Below are 22,169 nucleotides of genomic sequence, written 5' to 3'. Positions count from 1 at the left end.
ATATGAAGTCAAGGTTGTTTCTGCTCCTGCCGCTGGTTGTTTTTATATCTTGTAATACTTCAAAAAATGCAACCTATATTCCTGATCAGGAGGAGTTTGTAAAGTATTTTTCATCGACACTGGAACAGGAGAACCTAATCAATCCTCAGCCACAACACTACAAAAAATCAGTAGCAGAAACCGATATTCCAAGATTTAGGGAAACAATCTGGACGCTATGGAAACAAGCCAATCAGCAACGACTGGCTACCTGGAAAACAATAGCGGAAGACAGTAAGCAAGATTCTATGGTTTGGGATCTCCCTGATCAAAAGAAAATGCTGTTTGCCATTTTAAAAAAAGGGAATCGTCCTGCTGAGGGCTATCCGCTCTTTATCAATTTGCATGGGGGCGGATGTTATCCAAAAGAACCGGGCCCATGGACATCAGCGATGAATAATTCTGAATGGAAAGCTGCAAAGACGCTGGGCGCGAGGTATGCTGATGGCCCCAGCTTATACTTTATACCCAGGATGCCTGACGACAGGAGAGGAAGGTGGTATCACAGGGCGTCTATAGCTGCATGGATCAGAGCCTGGCAACTCAGTGTCTTGTCGGGGGATGTAAATCCAGATAAGGCTTATATATTAGGAATTTCCGAAGGCGGATATGGAAGCTTTAGAATGGGCATTTTTCTTGCTGACTATTTCGCGGCAGCAGGACCTATGGCTGGTCCGGTGTGGGTAAATCAGGAGCCGGTAGAAAATTTAAGAAATACAGCCTTTCGAATTGAAGTAGGGGAGAATGACAATGCTTATGGCAGGTCAACTAATGCAAAGGACTGGAAAGCTCGTTTAGACAGCGCTGCATCTAAAAATCCAGGACAATTTATTCATACTGTGGAAATACAAAAGGGCCGCGGACATGGTATTGATTACTTTAAAACTGCACCCTGGTTAAAACAATTCACAAGAAAAGCTTATCCGGATACTTTGAGTGCAGTTTACTACGCTCAATGTGACAGCATTTATGGAGGCGAGCCCAATGTTCCCTGTACCTATCGAAAGGGATTTGGTTATTTACGTTTGGATGGTTTGTCGCAAACGGGCGAACGGAGGTTTAATGTCTTTAAGGACGGCAACGTTTACCACGTAAATTCATCCAATGTGAAGGCTGAGGTAAAAGGAACTGTTAAACTCTATGTAGATCGAATTAATTTTGATAAACCTGTTCAGGTCTTCTACAATGATAAGATGATCCATAATAAAAAATTGCTTCCAAACATTGGTACTATGGCAGAGAGCATGGCCTTGTTTGGAGATCCCAGAAGGATTTTCGCTGCTGCGGTAACGATCAATATAGAATAAGAAACACTTTTATTGGAACTCAATAGTAACGAATACCGGGTAATGATCAGAAGGTGTTCTTGCAGTTGAATTTTGCAGTTTTATTTCACCAGGAGCAGTAGCCGGGTTAAAAGCCTCCTGAGTATTATCGAGCACACGATAAGTATCAGTCAATACCCCATATCTGCTTACTTTGAATTGTTTAGTTAGGAAGATATGGTCGATTCGGCTGCTGGTAATTGAATTCGCTTTAAAGTTGTTGAACGTACCATTCATAATGTAAGGTGATTTTGCCAATTGAAAAGCATCTTTTAGTAGTCCTGAATTGTTAATTACCGCATAGCTATCGCTATTTTGATCTACGTTAAAATCTCCTGTCAGGATAGCAGGAATCTTAGTGCTACCTATTTCATTGATTTTTTTCATGATGAGTTTTGCACTTTCTTGTCGTGCTATAACACCGATATGATCGAAATGGGTATTGAAAAACATGAATTTCTTTTTTGATTTCTTATCCTGAAACAAACCCCATGTGCAAATTCTTGGCAGTACAGCATCCCAGCCCTTATTGGGCGATGTGGTATTTTCAGAAAGCCAGAAAGTGCCGGTTTTTAGGAGCGTGAATTTGTCTTTCTTATAAAATATGGGTGAGTATTCGCCTTTTTGAGCACCATCTTCTCTTCCAACGCCCGTATAAGTGTAGTTAGGTAGTTGTCCGAGCATATCTTCAAGTTGGTTGTGAAGAACTTCCTGCGAACCGAAAATATCAAAATCATGAAATTTAATCAATTGAGTGAGCGGTATGTAACGTTGTTTCCATCCATCACCTTGTTTTACATCGCTACCTGCATCCAGACGAATGTTGTAAGTGGCAACTCTAAGCGTTTGTGCTTGTAAAGAGCCAATTGAGAGCATTACAGTAAGGAGGGCAATGTATATCCTTTTATTCATGATTTTATCTTTTCAATCCAAAATTAACAATTAATAGAATATAGCTCGTTAAAATTTTTTATGTTTGCATTCCGAATAAAAATCCATTGCCCGGATGGCGAAATTGGTAAACGTTGCGGTCTCAGAAGCCGTTGGAGTAAGATCCTTGAGAGTTCGAGTCTCTCTTCGGGCACAAAAAGGGACGAACACAGATTGCTGTTGTTTGTCCCTTTTTAATTTACTAAGCCCCGCTTTTTTTCATTCCCAACACCCAGGTTACCGCTGCGCCTCCAATTGCACCAATTACAGTCATTGCTACAATATCTGCTAACATGCATTCCATAGTAAACATGGTTGTGGTTGCATACATTGTTAAGTCAATAAATAGGGCAACCATAAGCGCGAGTAAAGCTCCGCGCATCGTCCCCTGAGCAATGCTAAGTCCGGAACTCCATTTTCCAAGAACGATAGCATATAGAAATCCCCAGGCCAGATTTGCTATCACAAGATGGAACATATCTGGTACTTGTTTTTGCATCGATGCTGCAGGCCCGGCATTTGCAGACATAAAGTCCATCATGATAATGCCATAGACCAGCCAGCCCAGGAAGAAGAAGACGACTCCGCCAGCAATGCCGGCAATTAAGATTTTGTTCATAACGTTTGGTTTAGTGGTGAATATTTGGTTATAATTTAGTTGATACTAAGTTACTTACAATATTCTTAATAAACCATTCACGAACTCAACCCCATAGCGAGCACTTAGGTGCAGTAAACGATGATATTTCTTGACGTTATTCGTTTTTCTGTTAATGTTTTTTTTGTCATCTTTAAACATATTTATTTGTGATGTCATTGAACGACCAAAACAAAGTATTCCCGGCTTTTATGTATGGTGGAGGGGAATCTGGAGAGTTGATTAGAAATATCGACTGGTCAGTTACTCCTCTGGGGATCCCGGATTCCTGGTCACCCTGTCTTAAAATGCTGACAGGAACGATGCTTTCTACGCTGTCTCCCGTTTTAATTTGTTGGGGAAAGCAATATGTGCAATTGTATAACGATGCATTTCGTCCGATCTTAGGGAAAAATAAGCATCCGCGCGCCATGGGGATAAGTGCATCTGAAACCTATGAGGAGATATGGGATACCATAGGTCCCATGTTTGAGGATGTAATGGCTGGTCACCCGGTAAGTTTTCCGGATTTTATGGTTCCAATGGATCGAAATGGCTATTCTGAAGATTGTTATTTCAATTTTTCATACAGTCCCATCCGTGATGAAGATGGTAAAATAGGGGGGGTACTTGTCATTTGTACAGAAACTACTGAAAAGGTAAACTCATTAAAGGAGCTAAAGGAAACGAACAGGCAGTTAGTGATTGCAAAAACCGCAGACTTCATTGCTATGAAAAGGATAGAAGAGAGTGAAGAACGGTTTCGTATAATGGCTGAAGCAACTGATATCATGATTGCGGTGGCAGATGAAAGCAGCCATGCTGTTTATTTTAATCATGCCTGGGTTGAACTAACTGGCAGGCCTATGGAAGAGTTGCTGGAATTTGGCTGGGCTGATCTTATTCATCCCGAGGAAAAAGAGAGCTGGCTGGAGAATTATATTGGGGCTTTTAGGCAAAGGATTCCCTTTGAAGGAGAGTTTAGAATTTTAAGTAAAAATGGAGATTACCGTTGGTTGCTGGCAAAAGGACCGCCGAGGTTTCATAATGATGGTCGCTTTGCAGGTTATATCAGTTCCTGTATAGACATTACTGAGCGCAAGCGCCAGGAAATGGAAATGGAAAGACTTTCCGAAGATCTGGCAATCATCAACGAAGAAATGGCTGCGGCGAATGAAGAGCTGACCACAACAAACGAAGATATCTCTCATTCAAATGAGGAACTACAGCTCAGTGAACAAAGATTTAAGAGTTTGATCCGGCAGGCTCCTTTCGCCATATGTGTAATAGGAGCTGAGGACCTGATGATTTTGGATGTAAACGACGATTATCTGGAGCTCGTGGGCAGAAGGCGTGATGAACTAGAAAATCGCACCATATGGGATGCCGTTCCAGAAGCTTCCGAAAGTTATGCGCCGGTAATGTACGAGGTGATCCGATCCGGAATTGCTTTTGTGGCCGATGAACATGAGGTTATGCTGGTCAGGAATGGCATTCCGGAAATGTTATTTATTGATTTTGTATACGAGCCTGTAAAAGACCTTAATGGCATAGTAACGGCGATTATGGTGGTAGGGATAGATGTGACAGATAAAGTATTGGCACGTAGAAATATCGAGGATATAGAAGAGCGCATCAGGCTTGCTGTAGAGGCTGCTGAAATGGGAACTTTTGACTATAATTATATAGAAGATAAGATACTGACGTCAGATCGTTTCAATCAGATTTTTGGATTTGACCATAGTGTAACCAGAGACGAGTTGCTTTCCAGGTATCATGAGTCGGACCGGAATTTGAGTGCCGAGGGACATAAAATTGCTGCCAAAACCGGTAAATTGTTTTATGAAGCACGACTCATTTATCCAGACAATTCGCTGCATTGGATACGTGTGCAGGGTAATGTTTATTTTGATGATCAGGGACAACGCAAACGTATATTAGGTACCGTGCTGGACATCACTGAGTTTAAACGCCTGCAACAACAGAAAGACGATTTTATTTCGATAGCGAGCCATGAACTGAAAACTCCGATAACCAGTTTAAAAGCTTCTTTGCAATTGCTGGACCGCATGAAAGACAAAGGAACAACACCGATGACGACTAAACTCATTGGGCAGGCTACAAAAAGTATGAACAAGATTAGTGAACTGGTTGAGGATCTGCTTAATGTAAGCCGTATGAATCAGGGACAGGTAGGGCTTAATAAAAAAACTTTTCGGTTGTCAGAAATGCTTGATGACTGTTGTAACCATGTTCGTGCAGGAGGAGATCATGAACTTGTTTTTGAGGGCGACAGGAACCTGGAAGTTTTTGCTGATGAGCAGCGTATTGATCAGGTAGTGGTCAATTTTGTCAATAATGCAGTGAAATATGCACCAAATTCAAGAAAAATATACCTGGTAGTAGAAAAGCTTGGAAATGCAGCCAGGGTTTCCGTTAAAGATAATGGGCCGGGAATTCCAAAAGATAAACTTCCGCATTTGTTTGACCGCTATTTTAGAGCAGATGTATCTGGTTTTCAGGTTTCAGGACTTGGTTTAGGTCTTTATATCAGTGCAGACATTATTGAACGTCATGATGGAAAGATTGGAGTGGATAGCGAAGAAGGTAAGGGGAGTACATTTTGGTTCACGTTGCCACTCTAATTCAAGAAAAATTACAGTTTCACCTGCCTGATTATATTTTTTATATTCAATTCAATGATATCCGTCATCGTCTTACAATTAAGATACATGTCATCATTAAAATAGGCCTTCATGCCCTGTTTCAGATTTTCAATATTCTCTGCTGTGGTAAGCACATCTTGATTAGAAACATCGCGTAGGTCTGTCAGTCGATGACGTTCGCTGCGTACTCTATGCAGCAATGATGATTTCTCTTCCTGTTGATATTGAAGATATGTTTTGTCAGTAAGCTGATCCATACACATCTTTACATATGGGAAATTTTCCTTGAAGAATTGGGGCAGATATACTTTTATATTGCCCTCATAAAACTGCTGATCAAAATCAATCGCCCGAATTCTGAATTGTATATCGTCAAAGTCGGGAGTAATCTGTACTACAAAATTGTAGGCTCTCATGTCACCAAGCAACATCACAAGGCACCGTTCATTAAACTTAACAAATTCCTTAGCGATCCTGGTTGGATTGTATTCGGGATTGTGCAGATAGAGTTTAGAAAAAACATCACCCGGGATGCCTGCGATATGTTCTTCAATTAATGTCTCCCTGTCAACAAGATAATTTACCTGGTTTGGAGATAAGATTTCTTCAAGTTCTAAGCCGTAAATTCTGGAAGCATCAGCTTTCTTAACGTAAAAATAATCGTAAACATCATTTAATCTGTTGACTATCCGAATGCGAAAAGGATTGGTATTGCCAAAGGTGCAGTACTCAATTCTGTCAATGTATTTATGCTGAACAATACGTAGGTTGCCAGAGGCTTTCAGATTGGCGTAAATGATCTTGAGTCCATTATGTAACTCGTTTAGTTGTCCGGCGGCATATATTGGAGCTTCCCAAAGCGAATCTTTTCCATACTTATCCATTATAGGATAAGATTCGGTAAACATCAGCAGATCGTTATATGTGATCGGAAGTTTAGAATCCCTTTGGTAAGTCTTTAAATATTTCTGCAAGGCAGAAGATACCGGAAATATCGGTTTCTTGCGGGATATTTTTATATCATCTGATTCCATCATCACTAATTTAGCTCTAAAATGCGATTTTATAAATAAAGAACAGTTCTTTATTTCTCATCATAGGCTCTGTTTTGCAAAAAAATAATACTCGATATCCAAATTAACGTTAAGCATTTGATATATTTAACTGGCTTATGAAAAGACTAAGATTTTTAATGTTAATGCAATTCAGTCTGTTTATACTGGTGCCGATCAATAGCTATTCACAGAGTGGATTGCAGCGATTTGACGATCAGATACTTATTGATTTGTCGAAGAAAAGAACCCCGGAGAAAACAGGTTTTTTTCTTTTTCTATCTAATCATAATGACTGGGTCAATATTGGTGTACCCGCAGGTTTGCTGGCCGCTGGCGTAATAGGAGATAACAAGGAGATGCGACAGAATGCTTTGTATGTTGCCAGCAGTTCCGCAGTAAATACATTGGTGACCATGCTGGTCAAAAAAATCGTAAAAAGACCCAGGCCTTTCTTAGCGAATGTGAAGATCAACGCGGTGTATCATCCTACACATTATTCTTTCCCATCGGGGCACACTTCTACATCTTTTACTACTGCAACTGCTTTATCTCAGGCTTATCCAAAATGGTATGTAATTGCACCGGCTTACTTGTGGGCAGGCTCTGTGAGTTATTCAAGACTGTATTTAGGAGTTCACTATCCTACGGATGTAGCCGCAGGAGCTATATTGGGGACAGGTACTGCATTTTCATTTCGTTTCATGAGGCCTGATTAAATTCATCGGATTTCTTTTAAAAAAAGAAAGGGCTGTTCCATCCAGACACATCCCTTTTCTAACCAAATATAAACCTGTATGAACGGGTTACTCTTTATTACCAAATATTTTGCCAAGAATTGACTGTTGAGGTATTTGGTAATACTAACGCAACAAATTTAGTGATTATTGTATAGTGTACAAAATACACTAACTTCTTTTGTTAAAATTTAACAAAAAAACAACAATTGAAGCTTTGTCATTATTCAGATACATCAAAATCCAATTATTGCCGATTATTAATGAAAAATAAGTGAGTTGCCTGAATCGGTATTTCTGGCCATTGCAGGTATGATAATCAGGTGGAAAAGCAGACAATCTTCATATAGATGTCATAACATTTGTGTGAAAGCTATGTCCTGACTTTTTTACTATAAAATTCAAATGTTGAGTATTAACTTTGTCGGGCTTATTCATTTAAGCTTTATAACATTGAATTAATTTTAATCGACACGTGGATAAATTGTTTAGTTCTACCGAGAAAATAGGTTATAGTATCTTGCTCGTATTTGCTTTAATGTCGTTTGGGGCAATAAAAGCAAACGCTCAACAAATCGTTGTTAGTGGTGTCGTAACGGACGCTTCTACAAAAGAAGGCCTGCCTTATGTTTCATTTTTAATAGGGGGGACGACCAAAGGTGGACAAACTGATGCGGATGGTAAATATACAGTCGCTATTGCCAATGGGCAAACAACGCTAAAGTTCAGCTATGTGGGATATAAGACTCAGATTAAGAATATTAAGCCCGGAGTTTCTCAAGTGATTAATGTACAGCTTCAATCCGAATCTACCCAAATGAACGAGGTTGTTATTACGGCTGGCAAGAAACAGAAATACCGCAATAAAGAAAATCCGGCAGTTGAACTGATCCGTAAAGTAATTGAAAACAAGTCCAAAAACAGGATAGAACAATATGATTATGTTTCCTACCAGAAATATGAACGTATGCTTTTTTCAATGAGTAACCTTTCAGATAAGTTCAAGGGCAAGCGTGTTTTTAAAAATTACCAATTTCTTTTTCAGCAACAGGATTCAACTAAAATAGGTGGAAGAAATCTGTTACCTGTATTTCAGGAGGAGAAGCTTTCAGATAATTACTACACTAAAAGCCCGGAGAAAACTAAAACAGTTGTTTTGGCCAATAAGCGTGTCAATTTTGACGAACGTTTTATTGATAACCAGGGATTGAGCACTTATTTTGACAGGATGTACCAGGATATAGATATCTACGATAACAATATTTCGGTAGTCAGCAATCAATTGTTGAGTCCTATTGCTGATGGTGCTCCAACCTTCTACAGATTCTATATTTCGGACACGATCAAGACCCAGCAGCCAAATCTGATAGAGCTGTCGTTTATGCCCCGCAATACCACAGATTTATTGTTTCAAGGTAAATTATATGTGACTATGGATGGGAATTATGCCATTCAAAAAGCATTTTTAACGGTAAATAAAAACATCAACCTGAACTTCGTAAGGGCACTTGAAGCAGATCTTGATTTTGAACAAAATGCAGATAAACGCTATCATCTTAGCAAAAGCAATCTGATAGTAGATTTTGGGTTGAGTAAGAAAAGCGGAGCCGGATTTACCGGTGAGCGACTTGTTTCTTTTAAAGATTATAAGATAAATACGCCATTGCCTGATACTATTGATAAAGCAACACAGCTTGTTGTCGCCCCGGATGCCAATAAACAATCAGAGCAATTCTGGAAGATGAACAGACCTGTAGCATTGAGTGCAGCAAATGCAAAGATCTACAGTAACCTGGATACATTGCAGACTATACCTTCCTTCAAAAGGACGATGGATATTGTAACCCTGTTTTTTGCCGGATATAAGGATTTTGGGCCATTTGAAATGGGACCGGTTAATACTTTCTATAGTTTTAATGGTGTTGAAGGTTTTAGGTTACGTGTGGGTGGTCGTACAACAACAGCTTTAAGCAAAAGGTACTTTTTTGAAACCTACGCCGCTTATGGATTTGAAGATCAGAAATGGAAGTATTTTATAAAAGGTACTTATTCATTGAATAACAAATCAATATATGCCTTTCCACAGAACTATATTAGTGCAAGTTTTCAAAGGGACACAAAAATCCCGGGTCAGGAATTACAATTTGTTCAGGAAGATAATTTTCTGCTTTCCTTTAAAAGAGGCGAAAATAACATGATGCTCTATAACGACTTTTATAGAGTAGACTATGTCCGCGAATTTGAAAATCATTTCTCCTATAGCCTCGGCTTACGTAAATGGAATCAGAGTCCTGCAGGTTCATTATATTTCACGAACTCAGAAAGTAGCTTTACAAACAGAATCAATAACATCAATACTTCTGAAGTAAGCCTACAGCTCAGGTACGCACCACACGAGAAGTTTTACCAGGGAAAGGTATACCGCACACCAATAGTAGATAAATACCCGACTTTTAACCTGAGGTATACAGCAGGTATTAAAGGTTTACTGGGCGGCGAGTATAACTATCATAATTTTATGGGAAGCATTGACAAGCGTTTGTACCTTTCTCAATTAGGATATACAGACCTGACGCTGGAGGGAGCCTATATTATAGGCAAAGTTCCTTTTCCACTTTTGTCGATACATAGAGCCAACCAGACCTATGCCTACCAGTTAAATTCATATAACCTGATGAACTTTCTGGAGTTTGTAAGTGACCACTATGCAAGCATCAATATTGATCATAATTTCAATGGGTTTTTCTTTAACAAAGTACCATTGTTAAAAGAATTGAAACTAAGGGAAGTATTGTCGTTTAAGGCACTCTACGGTGGATTACGTGATGAAAACAACCCGGTAACCAATCAGTCTGCCATGCGTTTTGTGAAAAACCAGGACGGCGTTTCTATCACCAATGCTTTGAATAAAGAACCTTATCTTGAAGGAAGCGTTGGTGTTGGCAATATTTTCAAAGTCTTGCGCGTAGACGTAGTTAAGCGTTTCACTTATCTGGATAATCCATTGGTAACCAATTGGGGAATTCGTGCCAGGGTAAAGTTTGATTTTTAAACCCTATTTTCGTGCTTATTTTTATAAGTAAATATGATGAATTGGGAAAAACTATTGTCGTCTAAACGTTGGGGAAACGAAGATCGGTTTATAGGAAATCAAAAGGAAGCCAGGTCTGAATTTCAGCGCGATTACGATAGAATTATTTTTTCTTCACCCTTTCGGAGGTTGCAGAATAAAACACAGGTATTTCCATTGCCTGGAAGTGTATTTGTGCACAACAGATTGACACATAGTTTAGAGGTTGCAAGTGTAGGACGGTCGTTAGGTACCATTTTCTATAATAAGATCAAGGCATTGGATGCTGATGTAGATGAGACTTGTCCGCTTCTTTGCGAAGTAGGCAATATCATAGCCTCAGCCTGTCTGGCACATGACCTTGGAAATCCAGCTTTTGGACATTCCGGTGAGTCTGCCATTTCCTATTACTTTACAAATGGAGATGGGAAAGCTTATAAATCGCAGGTTAGTGCTGATCAATGGGAAGACCTGATTCACTTTGAAGGAAATGCCAATGCTTTAAGAATTCTTACCCATCCCTTTGCAGGTAAGGGGACAGGGGGCTTTGCGCTTACTTATGCTACCTTAGCGGCAATCGCAAAATATCCATGTTCTTCACTCGCCGGACATAACAAACAAAATATTTTCACCAAAAAGTACGGCTTTTTCCAGTCTGAGGAAAGCGGGTTTGTAAAGATTGCTTCAGAAATGGGCTTGATCAAAGTACAGGACTCGCCGCTTATTTATAAAAGACATCCACTGGTATATCTTGTGGAAGCTGCAGACGATATTTGCTATAACATTATTGATCTGGAAGATGCGCATCGGCTAAAGATCCTTACCTACAAAGAAGTAGAAACTCTTTTGCTTCCGCTGTGCAATGATGACAACATGAAGGCACGTTTATCAGGCATAGAAGATGATGATGCAAAGATTACATTAATGCGCGCAAAATCTATCAGTACTTTAATAGGGCAGTGCTCAAATGTGTTTTATAACGAGCAGGAGTCTATACTAAGTGGCGATTTTAATAAAAGTTTAATGGACCAGATCGATGAGCCATTTTTATCTGTAATGAAAGAAATCGAGCGGATATCTATACAAAAGATTTATAATTATTCATCTGTAGTCCAAATAGAAGTTGCTGGTTATAAGGTCATGGCGGGATTGCTGGAAGAATTTATTCCTGCCTATTTGCACAATGACTCTAAATATCATAAGAAACTTGTGGAACTGATTCCAAAACAATTTCTTACTGAAAACAAAGGTGTCTACACAAGGATACAGTGTGTGTTAGATTTCGTCTCGGGAATGACAGATATTTACGCAGTAGAGCTTTTTAGAAAAATCAAAGGAATTTCATTTCCATCGATTAGCTAAAAATAGGCTTAATAAACCTCTTTTTTTATTTGTTCTGTTGACAGCCAGTTGTTTACATGGTGTTTGGTATGGGTTTTGAGGATTGGTTATTCCTAAAATTACTCAAATATGAATTGAAGTTAACTCAAATCCTAAAACATCTCAGCTATGAACACAATTGATTTTAATCGCCACCTAATTACAAATCAAAATGCTCTGGAGTCATTCGCTTTTAAGTTTACTCACGATTATGAGGATGCAAATGATTTAGTTCAGGATACCATGCTAAAAGCAATGCGTTATTCACGGAAATTTCAAGAAGGAACCAATTTTAAGGGATGGTTGTATACCATCATGAAAAACACCTTCATCAATGGTTACAGGAGAACACTAAAAACGAGGTCGCTAATGACCACCCATGAAGAAATTCCTACAGCTCAGTTACTCAATGGTGCTACAGGGAATTCTGGTGAGAACAAATTTATGATGGAAGATATTCATAATGCAATGAATAAACTTCAGCCGGAATACCTGACTCCGTTTATAAAATATTTTGAAGGATTTAAATACCATGAGATTGCTGAGGAACTAAATATTCCTATAGGCACCGTAAAAACCAGAATTCATATGGCAAGGGGACTACTTAAAAAGAATCTCAAGATGTATACAGCAGAATTTTCAGCAGAGTCACGTTAAGGTGGCTCTGTTTATTTAAAGCTTAAGGTGTTCATCAATAGCTTTTCCTATATCCTCAAAGCAGGCAGAAGATATCCTTCTGCCGCCGTTATTTTCTATGTTCCATGACCCTGTTTTCTCACGCCTTAAAATGATTGGATCAGGCTCTCCGGTCACCATCTCTACCTTAAATTTATGATTATCCTCAGATGACGTGACGATCGCATCTAAATCTATATTCCCCATCTTGAAATTAATTGGAAATGCTTTCATGGGATTTTCCTCCTCACTATTTTATAACCCCCTTCTTCACCATATCTTCAAATAATGTTTTACTAAATTCAGATGCGAGGGATTGCGGACTATCCGGATTGATCGTTTTTGTCTGTGCAGAATACACTAATTTATCTCCGACCAGGTTGAAGAAATTCGCTTCCAGCATAAACTTGTTTGTTACCTGGTAATAACCGGGCTCGTATACTCTCGCATACATAGGTCTGTAATAGCCCCAAAATCCATATGGATACGGCATGATGCCAAATCCTCCGGGTACATAGCTTTTACTTTTAGTTTTATCCAGTAAAGCTATGGTAAATGCCCCGTCATATCCTTTCTCTTTAATTTTCTGAACTGCTACTTTCTCATCTAAGCCATCAAAATCTTTCGGCCCGTATTCCGCCAGTGCTGAACCGGCCGATACTCCATGGGTCTTTAAGTTCTCAACTATAGAATTTTCAACGTTTTCCCTTAATTTCCTGTCTTTGTTGCCCATTAGTGCTATAACCAGCACTTTACTGCTTTGTGGTATGGTCACATCTTTGGCTGTCCATGATGAAACCAACTTAGTACTGCTGCATGAATCTAATAAGATGCATAGCGCAACTAGAATAATCCCTATTGCTGATAATCGTTTCATTGTTGTATGATTAATGCTGATATAATAACAATTTAAAATCCATTTGGTTGCAAATAATTTGCACATCAAAGGTTTGTTATAAATATAACTAAACCAGTTGTTGATTTCCAGTGTTATGTATTTAAATTACAATTATGCCATCAAGTGTAATAGACCGTATTGAATATGATGCTGAAAATAGGATACTGAGTGTAGTGTTCCAGTCGGGCAAGGTATACTATTACAAAGAAGTTCCGCAGGGTGTTTATCTTGCGCTAAGAGCAGCAAGATCAAAGGGCAGATACCTGAATAACTATATAAAAGGAGTTTATGAGTTTGAGAGCTCTAGTACATGAGGCCATCTGAAAAGATGCAGACAGCCTCATGTGTTATTTTACTTCGCTACAGCATCGCGCAGCGCTTTAATCTGATCGTGAGATGCTCTCAGTTCAATTTTTTGCTCTGTAATGAGCGATTTCAGATTCGCTGATAATCCTTCTGTCTCCAAAGCCATTTTATACGCTTTTTGCGCTGCATCCTCACCAAATTCGCAGTTGTTTAAAACGGTTTCTCTATCATGACCTGTAAAAATTGCTTTTACATCCATCCAGGCCCTATAAATTTTCCCAGATGTAGTAGTTCCTGTTTCAGCTTTTTCTCCAAGAACCTGTACTTCTCCAGTTAACGCCGACTTATGCCTGTGGCTTTGTCTGATCATCTCTACAAACAACGATTTAAGATCGCTGTCTTCTACATGTAGCTCTTCAATTGCTTTCTCATATCCTGCAACTCTGTCATTATTGATTTCAATAAGATCATTGAGGATTTCGGTGTTTACATTACTGTTTTCCATTTTTTAAAGGTTTTGATGTATTAAGTCAACAAGCGGTATTCAGATATGTTTTAATTTTTCACGATTACCCCACAGCCAACCCTTGGCCCGGAATTTCCGGTAGGCTGGGTAGTGTAATCATCAGTTCCTCCATGTACAATGATTCCCCGTCCGATGATGTTTTTAATGTCATTTTCCTGCACACTCCATCTGTCTGTAGTCACAGTTATCGTTCCATGGCCTTTAGCATCTAACTGGATGTTTCCTATATCACCAGAGTGGTATGCTGCAGATCCCCATTTTCCATGAGCTTCTTTGGTAGGATTCCAGTGGCCATGTGTATTTTCTCCCATATTTCCACAATCTCCATGTTCATGGAAATGCACTGCAACGGTACTGTCGGCTCTTTCCGGATAATTTATTTCAAGATCCATTTTTATCTTACCATCGTTCAAAAGAAAGAATTTGGCCGATCCGATTTCTTTTCCGTCTGCGGTGGTTGCAAGTTTTGAATGTGCTATTTCTTTGTCATTATTGCTTGTGCAGGAAGACAGAATAGCTGAAATAAAAATTAGTGTTAAAATTGAAAATTTCTTCATGTCGTTTATAATTAATGATTTACATCATACAACAAAAGCAAATCTGTTTGGTTTGGAGATAGAAAATATAAACATATATGATAACTGCATTTAGTTCGTTTGTTTTCTATTACAGTAGTTTGTATTATTGAAACTTTTACTAGAATTATGAAGAAATACCTTGCGATTTTATTTTTATGCTTTAGCACAGCTGTTTTTGCACAAGAGAATTACTGGCAGCAGAGCGTCAGTTACGATATTGACGTTACCTTGAATGATCAGGAGAAATCATTAAAAGGATTTGAGACGATAGTTTACAAAAATAACTCTCCAAGCACGCTTGATTTTATTTGGTTTCATATTTGGCCAAATGCATACAAACAGGAATCAACAGCACTGTTTCAACAAATAAGAAATGATACATCCAGGGTTAAAAAGCTGAAAAATTACAGTTACGGAAGCATTGAAGGCCTAAATTTTAAGGTAAATGGAGCCGTTGCGGTAACAGAACCACACTCAAACCCGCAGTACATAGACATCATCAAGGTAAAACTAAATTCCCCTTTGAAACCAGGTGATTCAGTTAAAATAACTACTGATTTTAAAGTGAAACTTCCTTCTTACTTCTCCAGATCCGGATTTGCCGATGGAGAGTTTATGGTATGTCAGTGGTATCCTAAACCAGCCGTTTTCGACAAAAGTGGATGGCACGAGTTCCCTTATCTGGACATGGGGGAATTCTACAGCGACTATGCCTCTTTTAACGTAAATATTACCGTGCCCAACAATTATGTCGTAGGAGCTACAGGTGTATTGCAAAACACAGATGAACTTGCAGCGTATAAAAGCTTGGGTGCCAAAAACGTAGCTAACAGAGATGGAAAACCGGCGGTTTACGTACCGAAAGCTAAAAGCGGAACTAAGAAGCTAACTTACAAGATCTCCAATGTACCGGATTTCGCCTGGTTTGCAGATAAGGATTTCGTAATTCAGTATGATACAGTGAAACTTGAATCCGGAAAGGTAATCGATGCATTTACTTATTATCATAATAAAAAAGGAAGCCTGTGGGTAAACAGCATTGACTATACCAAAGATGCGGTAAAAAAGTACAGTGGCTGGATCGGCGATTACGAATATCCTGTGGTACAGGTTGTGGAAGGACCGGAGAATAATTCAAGCGGTGGTATGGAATACCCGACCATTACATTGATTACGAGTCCGGATGCGAAGAAAGAATCTCTTGATGGAGTAATTGCTCACGAAGTAGGGCACAACTGGTTCATGAGTATGCTGGGCAGCAATGAGCGCATGCATACCTGGCTTGATGAAGGCCTGAATACTTATTTTCAATTCAGGTATGAAGCAGGTAAATACAGGGCAAATTCGATATTCGGTGATCACATTCCTGCAGAAATCAAAGCCCTTCCTGAAAAGGATTTTTTAAATAGCTTGTACAATGCAATGGGTAATATCCCTATGCAATCTGCTATCGAAATTCCTGCAGATAAGTTTGCGTCATCAGACGAATATGGTATCATATCCTATGTGAAAACAGCACTGTGGCTTTACATACTGGAAAGTCAGGCAGGAAGAGAAAAGATGGACAAAGCTTTTAAACTTTATTTCAGTAAGTGGAAAAATAAACATCCTCAACCTGAAGATCTGAAAGCTGCATTCGAAGAATCCATAGGTGTAGACTTAACTAAGTATTTTGACTTGTTGAAGCAAGAGGGACAGTTTAAGTAACCCATTGTTATTTATATATAATCAGCACTTTATCTTTATATTTTAAAAAGTCAAATGAGATCAAATCATATATTGAATAGGGTGCTGATTTTAGTACTAATCATGTTTAACGTGGGTTGCGATCAGGTCACCAAAACTATCGTAAGAGATCGGATTAGTTATCATGAAAATATCCCTGTAATTGACAATCACCTAACACTTACCAAAGTAGAGAACTATGGTGCATTTTTAAGTTCAGGAGATTCATTGCCTTATGCCATCAAATTCATTTTACTTTCTTTGATGCCTTTGCTGGTATTGGCATATGGGTTTTATTTTTTAATGATCAAAACCAATTTAGACAGACTGTTCATCACAGGCATTTGCTTTGTAATAGGCGGTGGTATTGGAAATCTTTACGACAGGATCATTCATGGATCAGTCACAGATTTTCTCCACATTGATTTCGTAATATTTCAAACCGGAATATTTAATGTAGCAGACCTTTCTATCATGGCAGGTATGTGTCTGGTTTTAATTCATTTATATTTCAAAAAAAGACCCCAGCAATTGCAAGGCGAATAGCTATTTCACGTATACAGTTTTAACATTCACAAATTCCCTGATTCCGAACAACCCAAGCTCTCTTCCGTATCCGGATTGATTTATTCCGCCAAAGGGGAGTCTGGGATCAGACTTAACCAGTGAATTGACAAAGCAGGAGCCGGCATTTAAACGAGTTTTCGCAATTTCCTCGCCTTTCTCCTTGTTCTTCGTGAAGACAGCCGCACCCAGTCCGAATGACGTATCGTTGGCTATTTTTATAGCATCTTCTTCATTTTTTGCGTCAATAACCAGGGCCACCGGACCAAATACTTCGTCCTCATATCCTGGCATTCCTTTTTTTATCCCGGTAAGGATCGTTGGCGTATAAAATGCATGATTTCCTTTAAAACGGGGAATTTCACCTCCAAGAATACATTTGGCGCCAGCCTCAATGTTGTTCAGCACCTGCTGATGGAGCTCGTCCCTCAGGTCCTGACGCGACATAGGGCCAAGGTTTGTATTGGCGTCAAAAGGATCACCGGTTATCCGCACTTCCATCGCAGATTTAAATGCCTTAAGAAAATCTTTCAATACATCCTTGACCACAATAAAGCGCTTACCTGCGATGCAGCTCTGACCGTTGTTAATCAGCCTGCTTTGGGTGCATACTTCGGCGGCATATTCCAGATCTGCATCTTTTAAGATAATATAAGGGTCACTGCCCCCGAGTTCCAATACAGATTTTTTTAAATGCATCGCAGCCTGTTGCGCTACCTGGATACCGGCTTCAGTACTTCCTGTTAAGGTTACAGCCTTAATAAAAGGCAGCTCAATTACGTCCTTAACCACTTTACTGTTGATCAGCAATACATTAAACACATCTTTCGGAAAACCAGCGTCGACGATGATCTGATGTATAGCCAGTGCACATCCACTAACATTGGACGCATGCTTTAAAATCCCGCAGTTGCCGGCCATCAAAGCAGGAGCGAGGAAGCGGAATAGCTGCCAGAAAGGAAAGTTCCATGGCATTACCGCCAGTACCAATCCCAGCGGCTGAAAACTCACATAGCTTTTTGATGCCTCAGTGTCAATGATTTCGTCTTTTAAAAAACCAGCACCATTCGCAGCATAGTACTCACATACCAGTGCGCATTTCTCTATTTCTGCAATACCATCCTTAAGTGGTTTTCCCATTTCCAAAGCCATCAATTCTGCCAATGCAGCACTGTTTTTTCTCAGTGTCACTGCAGCTTTAGTGAGAAAGCCGGCTCTTTCATCAAAACTTGTATTGCGCCATTTCAGCCAGGCATTGTGCGTTTTGTTCACTTTCTCCGTCACCTGTTTCCAGGTATCGGCTTTATAGCTTTTGATTATCTTTCCATTTACAGGATTAATTGATTTGATGTTCATGGCATTAGCTTATGGTTTCTTCCTACAGGATAACAAAATTCTAGACCAAACGTTTCACGCCTTCCTGTGCGGCCACCAGATGCGCGACATTCCAGATGATATTGTTGTTAATCCTGAAGGAATTTTATTCAACTGATCTGCGCTGAATTCATTGACTGCATTAAGTACATAAAGTCTTAGTTTTCTTAATGTTTCAATCTGAGGATATACCGATAGACCCATAAATATTGGATTATAAATAAATATTGCATTAATATGTTAATTATCCGCAATATAATTAAATAGAAGATGCAGTTTGGGTATAAAATTTGATTAGGGATTTGTAATTTTGCAAAAAATTTCAAAAATGACCGGAAAGAAGAGTAATTCAAGTAAAGAGGTAGATGTAATATTGATTGGCGCGGGTATTATGAGCGCAACTTTAGGAGTATTGCTAAAAGAATTACAACCCGATCTGAGCATAGAGATTTTTGAGCGCCTGGATGTGGCAGCAGCGGAGAGTTCTGATGCCTGGAACAATGCGGGTACAGGCCACTCAGCATTCTGCGAATTGAATTACACTCCTCAACTGACCGACGGCTCTGTTGAAACTAAAAAGGCGGTTTCTATTGCAGAATCCTTTGAGGTTTCTAAACAATTCTGGACTTTTCTGGTACAAAGCGGTATCGTTGGAAATCCTGAGGAATTCATTAAAGCGATACCTCATATGAGTTTTGTCTGGGGAGAAGAAAATGTAGACTTTTTGCATAAAAGATTTACTAAACTTCAGGAAAGCAATCTTTTTAAAGGAATGAATTATTCTGAAGATCCTAAACAGCTGGCTGAATGGATGCCGCTTGTGATGGAGAACAGAAATCCTGATGAGAAAGTGGCTGCTACCAGAATGACCCTTGGTACTGATGTTAATTTCGGTTCATTGACAAGAATGATGTTTAATCATCTTCAAAAACTTGAAAATGTATCCCTTCATTTCCACCACGAAGTCCGCAAATTGAAACAAAGGGACGGGCTTTGGGAAGTAAAGGTTAAAAATGAATCGACAGGCAAGAAAAGGATAGTAAAGTCAAAATTTGTTTTCATAGGCGCGGGAGGTGGATCATTGCCACTTCTTGAAAAAGCAGATATACCAGAAGGAAATGGCTTCGGAGGTTTTCCGGTTAGCGGCCAATGGTTGAAATGTGTGAATCCTGAGGTAATAGAACGTCACAATGCAAAGGTGTATGGTAAAGCTTCAGTTGGGGCTCCTCCAATGTCTGTACCTCATCTGGATACACGAATGATTGATGGCAAAAAGGCTTTGCTTTTTGGTCCATATGCAGGTTTCTCTACAAGATTCCTGAAACATGGTTCGTTGCTGGATCTTCCGCTATCAATTAAAGTGAACAACATCAGACCGATGATCTCTGCAGGACTGGATAATTTACAGCTTACCAAATATTTAATCGACCAGGTAAGACAATCTCCTCAGGATAGGATGGAGGCATTGAGGGAATATTTACCTGATGCCAAAATGGAAGACTGGGAGCTTGAAACAGCCGGACAGCGTGTTCAAGTTATTAAAAAGGATGAAAAACATGGTGGTATATTGGAGTTTGGTACTGAGGTGGTGACTGCTGCTGATGGGTCTATAGCTGCTTTATTGGGTGCTTCGCCAGGTGCATCAACAGCTGTTTCAATCATGCTTACTTTAATGGAACGTTGTTTTAGCACTCATATCAAAACTGATCAATGGCAACAAAAATTAAAAGAAATGATTCCTTCCTATGGTCAGTACCTTAGCGGAAATCCTGAGCTTACTGATAACGTAAGAAATCATACATCAGAAATATTGAAGCTGGAAGTGCCAGAAATGGTTTAAACCGGTTTTCTTATACATGAAATGAGGACGTCTGATGAAGGCATCCTCTTTTTTATTGGCCTCAAATGCAGGAAAATATAGCCATCTTTATAATAATCTCATATTACCTACAGTATACCTACATATAAACAACATAATTAATGTATCCTTACCATATCCTTGCTATATCCTTGAACTATCCTAGGATATAGCAAGGATAGTCCAACCATAGTTCAAGGATAGTTCAATGATATGTCAATACTGTTATTATATCGTTGTTAATATGAAGGTATTATGAAATTATTTAAAACCTTTTCCTAGCCTGATTTGTTGTTGTTTTGGAGGTTTATAAAAGACTAACTACGATTGGCATCATCCTGAAACAATACGTTTGTCATCCTGAAATAGCGCGTTCGTCATCCTGAATTTATTTTGCTTCGCAGCTTCTTCGAGTTCAGGATCCCGGTTGAGCAGGTTTTAAAATGCCATATTCAGGATCCTAAAATAAATTCAGCAGGACGGCAATAGGAGCCAAACTTTTAATACCCTCTTTAACTAATTAACCATTTATAAACAGTAATTATGGCAATAGCAAACAATGGCCCTCATGGGAGTCACCGCGGACGGATTGGCAACATCGTATATTACATGCTGAACGGACAGCCGGTATCTCGGGAGATAGGCATTACAGATAAACCACCTACAGTTCGATAATTGACTGCCCAGCTGAGTACCAAAATATGCAGTGAATTTTTAGCATCTGTCAAGGAATTTACCGAGGTCGGATTTGCCGCCGAAGCAGAAGGTACTACCGCTAATCCCTTTAATTTATCAGTAAAATACAACCGTAAATACATTATTAAAGGTACCTATCCAGAGCTTGCAATCGATTTTGAAAAGGTAGTCTTAAGTTCAGGAACTCTAAAACAGCCGGAAAACTGGGAGGTTACAGAAACAGAAGATGGGTTGCAGTATACCTGGGATGCAGATCCGCAGATGCCATGGGCAGAGTCAACCGATCAAGTGATGATGATGGCTTATTTTCCAATAAGGAACAAGGTGGTTTACACACTTTTTGGTAACAATAGACTTTCCGGCAGTGATATACTGGAAATTCCACCTAGTCTAAGGGATACGCCTATGGAAACGTATATGTCCTTTGTCGCCGCCGACAGGAAACAAACGGCACACAGTATTTACACAGGAAGTTTTAATCAATAATGTTATGGGTATACTAAGAAAAGGGCTTCTTGGCCCTGTTAAAAATAAAACCGGTGCAGTAATTGGTCGCGAGCACCGGGGTCAGAACATACTTACAGGGCTGCACAACCCAAGTACGAAACCGCCTACAGAAAAGCAACTGGAGGAAAGGCGGAAGTTTGGCATGCTCAATAGTTTTCTGAGCGACATTGATAAATTGGTGAATGTTGGCTTTAAGCGCTATGCAAAAATAGGATCACCTGTAAATGTGGCCTATTCTTACAATGCGGATCATGCATTTGTAAAGCAGGGAGAGGAGTGGCAACTCAATTTTCCAGAGATGGTCTACAGTCGCGGACACGTAGACACACCAGAGGGTGCGAATGTAGTGCTGGGTGCCGAGGTTCACACGGTATTGTTTAGCTGGCTAGCACAAAAACAAACAGCTTCCTGTCAGTTTGCCGATCAAGCGAGTTTCCTCGTATATAATGCCGCGAAGAATAAGGCACTGATCCTGATGGACGCTACAAACAGATATGCACTTTCGTACCAGTTGACCCTGCCGACCGAGTTTGCTGGCGATGCATTGCATTGCTATATGAATTTCAATTCCGAAGATGGGAAGCGGAGCGGAGATAGTGTGTATTTGGGAGAACTTTTATTTTAGT

General features: G+C 39.5%; 22 protein-coding genes and 1 tRNA gene. 14 read left to right on the top strand and 9 right to left on the bottom strand.

The window, feature by feature from the left end:
• Positions 1-2: 2 nt before the first annotated feature.
• Positions 3-1,346 (top strand): hypothetical protein, encoded by a 1,344-nt coding sequence (locus R2Q78_RS02945; RefSeq protein ID WP_316788721.1) that lies wholly within the window; start codon positions 3-5, stop codon positions 1,344-1,346.
• A 9-nt stretch (positions 1,347-1,355) separates the two neighbouring features.
• Here R2Q78_RS02945 and R2Q78_RS02940 read toward each other — a convergent pair whose 3' ends face one another.
• A complete protein-coding gene (locus tag R2Q78_RS02940) occupies positions 1,356-2,276 on the bottom strand; it encodes an endonuclease/exonuclease/phosphatase family protein (RefSeq protein ID WP_316788719.1) in 921 nt (306 codons plus the stop codon).
• Between the two features lie 88 nt (positions 2,277-2,364).
• On the opposite strand from R2Q78_RS02940, the gene R2Q78_RS02935 reads away from it, so the two are divergent.
• Positions 2,365-2,448 (top strand) — tRNA-Leu (locus R2Q78_RS02935).
• Between the two features lie 48 nt (positions 2,449-2,496).
• Here the strand turns inward: R2Q78_RS02935 and R2Q78_RS02930 are convergent.
• On the bottom strand, positions 2,497-2,913 hold the full coding sequence (locus R2Q78_RS02930; protein ID WP_316788717.1) for a hypothetical protein: 417 nt from the start codon (positions 2,911-2,913) through the stop codon (positions 2,497-2,499).
• Between the two features lie 191 nt (positions 2,914-3,104).
• On the opposite strand from R2Q78_RS02930, the gene R2Q78_RS02925 reads away from it, so the two are divergent.
• A complete protein-coding gene (locus R2Q78_RS02925) occupies positions 3,105-5,576 on the top strand; it encodes a PAS domain S-box protein (protein ID WP_316788716.1) in 2,472 nt (823 codons plus the stop codon).
• An 11-nt stretch (positions 5,577-5,587) separates the two neighbouring features.
• Here the strand turns inward: R2Q78_RS02925 and R2Q78_RS02920 are convergent, their stop codons facing one another.
• Positions 5,588-6,631 (bottom strand): hypothetical protein, encoded by a 1,044-nt coding sequence (locus R2Q78_RS02920; protein WP_410478476.1) that lies wholly within the window; start codon positions 6,629-6,631, stop codon positions 5,588-5,590.
• Positions 6,632-6,768: 137 nt separating this feature from the next.
• On the opposite strand from R2Q78_RS02920, the gene R2Q78_RS02915 reads away from it, so the two are divergent.
• The 4 genes from R2Q78_RS02915 to R2Q78_RS02900 all read left to right on the top strand — a co-directional run bounded on the left by R2Q78_RS02915 (position 6,769) and on the right by R2Q78_RS02900 (position 12,493).
• Complete coding sequence (locus tag R2Q78_RS02915) at positions 6,769-7,368, top strand: phosphatase PAP2 family protein (protein WP_316788712.1); 600 nt, start codon at positions 6,769-6,771, stop codon at positions 7,366-7,368.
• Between the two features lie 556 nt (positions 7,369-7,924).
• A complete protein-coding gene (locus R2Q78_RS02910) occupies positions 7,925-10,438 on the top strand; it encodes a DUF5686 family protein (RefSeq protein WP_410478475.1) in 2,514 nt (837 codons plus the stop codon).
• Positions 10,439-10,474: 36 nt separating this feature from the next.
• Positions 10,475-11,818, top strand: a complete 1,344-nt coding sequence (locus R2Q78_RS02905; protein ID WP_316789990.1) for a deoxyguanosinetriphosphate triphosphohydrolase — start codon at positions 10,475-10,477, stop codon at positions 11,816-11,818.
• 147 nt (positions 11,819-11,965) lie between these two features.
• Positions 11,966-12,493, top strand: a complete 528-nt coding sequence (locus R2Q78_RS02900; protein WP_316788708.1) for an RNA polymerase sigma factor — start codon at positions 11,966-11,968, stop codon at positions 12,491-12,493.
• A 15-nt stretch (positions 12,494-12,508) separates the two neighbouring features.
• Here R2Q78_RS02900 and R2Q78_RS02895 read toward each other — a convergent pair whose 3' ends face one another.
• Positions 12,509-12,745, bottom strand: coding sequence for a hypothetical protein (locus R2Q78_RS02895; RefSeq protein ID WP_316788706.1), 237 nt, complete (start codon positions 12,743-12,745; stop codon positions 12,509-12,511).
• Between the two features lie 16 nt (positions 12,746-12,761).
• Positions 12,762-13,388 (bottom strand): hypothetical protein, encoded by a 627-nt coding sequence (locus tag R2Q78_RS02890; protein WP_316788704.1) that lies wholly within the window; start codon positions 13,386-13,388, stop codon positions 12,762-12,764.
• Between the two features lie 134 nt (positions 13,389-13,522).
• On the opposite strand from R2Q78_RS02890, the gene R2Q78_RS02885 reads away from it, so the two are divergent.
• Positions 13,523-13,723, top strand: a complete 201-nt coding sequence (locus tag R2Q78_RS02885) for a KTSC domain-containing protein (protein WP_316788702.1) — start codon at positions 13,523-13,525, stop codon at positions 13,721-13,723.
• Positions 13,724-13,761: 38 nt separating this feature from the next.
• Here the strand turns inward: R2Q78_RS02885 and R2Q78_RS02880 are convergent, their stop codons facing one another.
• Both R2Q78_RS02880 and R2Q78_RS02875 read right to left on the bottom strand, forming a co-directional pair.
• Positions 13,762-14,220, bottom strand: a complete 459-nt coding sequence (locus R2Q78_RS02880) for a PA2169 family four-helix-bundle protein (RefSeq protein ID WP_316788700.1) — start codon at positions 14,218-14,220, stop codon at positions 13,762-13,764.
• A 50-nt stretch (positions 14,221-14,270) separates the two neighbouring features.
• Positions 14,271-14,798 (bottom strand): superoxide dismutase family protein, encoded by a 528-nt coding sequence (locus R2Q78_RS02875; RefSeq protein WP_316788699.1) that lies wholly within the window; start codon positions 14,796-14,798, stop codon positions 14,271-14,273.
• Positions 14,799-14,945: 147 nt separating this feature from the next.
• On the opposite strand from R2Q78_RS02875, the gene R2Q78_RS02870 reads away from it, so the two are divergent.
• Both R2Q78_RS02870 and lspA read left to right on the top strand, forming a co-directional pair.
• Positions 14,946-16,526 (top strand): M1 family metallopeptidase, encoded by a 1,581-nt coding sequence (locus R2Q78_RS02870; RefSeq protein ID WP_316788698.1) that lies wholly within the window; start codon positions 14,946-14,948, stop codon positions 16,524-16,526.
• Between the two features lie 54 nt (positions 16,527-16,580).
• The gene (gene lspA, locus R2Q78_RS02865; RefSeq protein ID WP_316788697.1) at positions 16,581-17,090 is read left to right on the top strand and encodes a signal peptidase II; all 510 of its coding nucleotides are present in this window, start codon (positions 16,581-16,583) and stop codon (positions 17,088-17,090) included.
• Here lspA and R2Q78_RS02860 read toward each other — a convergent pair whose 3' ends face one another.
• Together R2Q78_RS02860 and R2Q78_RS02855 are read right to left on the bottom strand one after the other, a co-directional pair.
• Positions 17,091-18,464, bottom strand: a complete 1,374-nt coding sequence (locus tag R2Q78_RS02860) for an NAD-dependent succinate-semialdehyde dehydrogenase (protein WP_316788695.1) — start codon at positions 18,462-18,464, stop codon at positions 17,091-17,093.
• Positions 18,465-18,518: 54 nt separating this feature from the next.
• The gene (locus R2Q78_RS02855) at positions 18,519-18,686 is read right to left on the bottom strand and encodes a hypothetical protein (RefSeq protein WP_316788693.1); all 168 of its coding nucleotides are present in this window, start codon (positions 18,684-18,686) and stop codon (positions 18,519-18,521) included.
• Positions 18,687-18,792: 106 nt separating this feature from the next.
• On the opposite strand from R2Q78_RS02855, the gene R2Q78_RS02850 reads away from it, so the two are divergent.
• The 4 genes from R2Q78_RS02850 (at position 18,793) to R2Q78_RS02835 (ending at position 22,168) form a co-directional block, all read left to right on the top strand.
• On the top strand, positions 18,793-20,322 hold the full coding sequence (locus tag R2Q78_RS02850) for a malate:quinone oxidoreductase (protein ID WP_316788691.1): 1,530 nt from the start codon (positions 18,793-18,795) through the stop codon (positions 20,320-20,322).
• A 561-nt stretch (positions 20,323-20,883) separates the two neighbouring features.
• Positions 20,884-21,015 (top strand): hypothetical protein, encoded by a 132-nt coding sequence (locus R2Q78_RS02845; RefSeq protein WP_316788689.1) that lies wholly within the window; start codon positions 20,884-20,886, stop codon positions 21,013-21,015.
• Positions 21,016-21,522 carry a DUF6266 family protein gene (locus tag R2Q78_RS02840; RefSeq protein WP_316788687.1) on the top strand — a complete coding sequence of 169 codons (507 nt, stop codon included), beginning with the start codon at positions 21,016-21,018 and terminating at the stop codon, positions 21,520-21,522. It begins immediately after the preceding gene.
• A gap of 4 nt (positions 21,523-21,526) precedes the next feature.
• The gene (locus tag R2Q78_RS02835) at positions 21,527-22,168 is read left to right on the top strand and encodes a DUF6266 family protein (protein ID WP_316788685.1); all 642 of its coding nucleotides are present in this window, start codon (positions 21,527-21,529) and stop codon (positions 22,166-22,168) included.
• Position 22,169: the final 1 nt, after the last annotated feature.

The organism is Pedobacter frigoris (assembly GCF_032678645.1).
In the GTDB taxonomy this organism is placed as follows: domain Bacteria; phylum Bacteroidota; class Bacteroidia; order Sphingobacteriales; family Sphingobacteriaceae; genus Pedobacter; species Pedobacter frigoris_A.
Note: the sequence above shows the minus strand (reverse complement) of the source record. Positions and strands in the feature narration are given on the sequence as shown.

Coding starts and splice junctions, on each gene's coding strand:
- R2Q78_RS02880 (WP_316788700.1), bottom strand. CDS start 14,220: ATGGAAAACAGTAATGTAAACACCGAAATCCTCAATGATCTTATTGAA.
- R2Q78_RS02945 (WP_316788721.1), top strand. CDS start 3: ATGAAGTCAAGGTTGTTTCTGCTCCTGCCGCTGGTTGTTTTTATATCT.
- R2Q78_RS02920 (WP_410478476.1), bottom strand. CDS start 6,631: ATGGAATCAGATGATATAAAAATATCCCGCAAGAAACCGATATTTCCG.
- R2Q78_RS02905 (WP_316789990.1), top strand. CDS start 10,475: ATGAATTGGGAAAAACTATTGTCGTCTAAACGTTGGGGAAACGAAGAT.
- R2Q78_RS02835 (WP_316788685.1), top strand. CDS start 21,527: ATGGGTATACTAAGAAAAGGGCTTCTTGGCCCTGTTAAAAATAAAACC.
- R2Q78_RS02930 (WP_316788717.1), bottom strand. CDS start 2,913: ATGAACAAAATCTTAATTGCCGGCATTGCTGGCGGAGTCGTCTTCTTC.
- R2Q78_RS02915 (WP_316788712.1), top strand. CDS start 6,769: ATGAAAAGACTAAGATTTTTAATGTTAATGCAATTCAGTCTGTTTATA.
- R2Q78_RS02940 (WP_316788719.1), bottom strand. CDS start 2,276: ATGAATAAAAGGATATACATTGCCCTCCTTACTGTAATGCTCTCAATT.
- R2Q78_RS02860 (WP_316788695.1), bottom strand. CDS start 18,464: ATGAACATCAAATCAATTAATCCTGTAAATGGAAAGATAATCAAAAGC.
- R2Q78_RS02890 (WP_316788704.1), bottom strand. CDS start 13,388: ATGAAACGATTATCAGCAATAGGGATTATTCTAGTTGCGCTATGCATC.
- R2Q78_RS02885 (WP_316788702.1), top strand. CDS start 13,523: ATGCCATCAAGTGTAATAGACCGTATTGAATATGATGCTGAAAATAGG.
- R2Q78_RS02895 (WP_316788706.1), bottom strand. CDS start 12,745: ATGAAAGCATTTCCAATTAATTTCAAGATGGGGAATATAGATTTAGAT.
- R2Q78_RS02875 (WP_316788699.1), bottom strand. CDS start 14,798: ATGAAGAAATTTTCAATTTTAACACTAATTTTTATTTCAGCTATTCTG.
- R2Q78_RS02855 (WP_316788693.1), bottom strand. CDS start 18,686: ATGGGTCTATCGGTATATCCTCAGATTGAAACATTAAGAAAACTAAGA.
- R2Q78_RS02910 (WP_410478475.1), top strand. CDS start 7,925: ATGTCGTTTGGGGCAATAAAAGCAAACGCTCAACAAATCGTTGTTAGT.
- lspA (WP_316788697.1), top strand. CDS start 16,581: ATGAGATCAAATCATATATTGAATAGGGTGCTGATTTTAGTACTAATC.
- R2Q78_RS02900 (WP_316788708.1), top strand. CDS start 11,966: ATGAACACAATTGATTTTAATCGCCACCTAATTACAAATCAAAATGCT.
- R2Q78_RS02845 (WP_316788689.1), top strand. CDS start 20,884: ATGGCAATAGCAAACAATGGCCCTCATGGGAGTCACCGCGGACGGATT.
- R2Q78_RS02870 (WP_316788698.1), top strand. CDS start 14,946: ATGAAGAAATACCTTGCGATTTTATTTTTATGCTTTAGCACAGCTGTT.
- R2Q78_RS02925 (WP_316788716.1), top strand. CDS start 3,105: ATGTCATTGAACGACCAAAACAAAGTATTCCCGGCTTTTATGTATGGT.